Source organism: Paracoccus sp. FO-3, from assembly GCF_006386455.1.
GTDB lineage: Bacteria > Pseudomonadota > Alphaproteobacteria > Rhodobacterales > Rhodobacteraceae > Paracoccus > Paracoccus versutus.
On record NZ_VCBQ01000247.1, the window covers coordinates 1 to 1,718 of the forward strand.

The window sequence follows — 1,718 nt, forward strand, 5'->3', positions numbered from 1 at the left end:
CCCCAGCCCGCGCCCGTCGCCGCCCCGGCCACGGCGGCGCCGGGCCTGACCGGCGCGGCACCCCCCGCGGTGCCCGAGGAATCGCTGGACGCAAGCGAGTTCCGCGAAGCCGCCGACGAGGCCTTGGCCGAACATGACGTGGACGACGCGACCCTGGCCAAGGCCGAGGAAGGCCCGCTCCGCGCCATCGGCGACGACAAGGACGAGCTGAACGAGAACGTGGACGGCGCCGCGACCGACGCCCGCGCGACCGAGACCGCCGCCACGCAAGAGGCCGCGGCGGGGCTGGCCGCGACCGAGGCCGAAAGCGTCGGCGGGATGGAGGCCGGGCGGGAGGCGGCGCAAGAGGCGGTGAGCGGCGAGCAGACCGGCACCCGCTCGGGCGAAGAGACCGGCCAGCGCAGCCTGGCCGAACAGATCAACGCGGCCTATGCCACCGCCGAGGGGCAGGTGAACGAAAAGCTGGGCTCGCTGGAAAGCGATGCGGTGCAAAGCTTTCGCGACCGCCAGGGCCAGCGGCTGGAGGCCTTTGCCTCGGGCGTCCGGGCCGATCTGGAGGCGTTCAAGGCGCGGCGCTATACCGGCGCCAAGGGGCTTTACAACCGCGCGCGGGACTGGCTGCTGTCGATCAACAGCCTGCCCGAGGTCAAGGCACTCTACGACCGCCACCGCAACCAGTATATCGCCGACATCGACGCGCTGCTGAACGAGATCCGCGGCAGCATCCAGCGCACCATCGACGACTGCAAGGCCATCCTGGCCGAGGCGAAGGCCGCCATCGACCAGCTGGTCGAGGCCAACAAGGGCAACCTGGACGCCGAGGCGCAGGCGGCGCTGACCCGCGCGCAGGCGCAGTTCCAGGCGATGGAAAGCCGCATCGAGGCGACGCAGCGCGCCGCCCTTGCCGCGCTGGACCGCGAACGCGAGCGCGCGATCCGCGAGATGGATGCGAAGCTGGCCGAGATCCAGGCCGAGAATGCCGGCCTCGTCGATCGCATCGCCGCGGCGATCAAGGCGCTGGCCGATGCGCTTGGCGAGTTCATGGCGCTGATGGCGCGGGTGACGCGGATGGGGATCGGCGCATTCCTGTCGGCGGCCGGGTCGCAGGCGCAGGAAGGCGTCAAGAACCACCTGTGGGATTCGCTGAAGGAAGCCTTCAAGGAATGGTTCTTCAACAAGGTTCCCGGCCTGCAGCTGCTGATGAACCTGCCGCCGAACTGGGTCGAGATGCTGACCGCGCTGGCGACCAGCATGATCGGCCTGATCACCGAAAGCCTGCCCCTGCTGATGCCCGCGATGGCGGGCGCGGCGATGATCTGGCTGGCCACCCAGCTTGCGCTGAAGCTGATCCCCGGCGCGGGCGCGATCATGGCGGTGATCGACGCGATCCGCGCGGCCTGGTCGCTGGTGCAGTCGCTGTTCTCGGCCGCCCGCGCCTTCCTGGAATTCGTCATGCAGGTGGCGGCGCCCGGCAATGGCGCGGCGGCCTTCGCGCGCGCCCTGGCGCATGGCATCGTCGCGGCGGTGGACATGGTGCTGACCTTCCTTGGCGTCGATGCGCTGATCCGCCGCCTGCTGGGGGCCATCGCGCGGCCCTTCGGCCGCATCGTCGCCCGCATCCAGCAGCGTTTCCGCCAGTTCATGGAGCGCCGGCGGCGGCGTAGCGGCGAGCGGCGCGCGGGCGGCCGGGGGCGGCGGCGCGACGACGGTGACGACCG

The 1,718-nt window shown here is 71.4% G+C and carries 1 protein-coding gene; it reads left to right on the forward strand.

The window, feature by feature from the left end:
- Window positions 1-1,718 (forward strand): hypothetical protein (locus FE811_RS27780; RefSeq protein ID WP_181180992.1); only part of this gene is annotated, 1,718 nt, incomplete at both ends.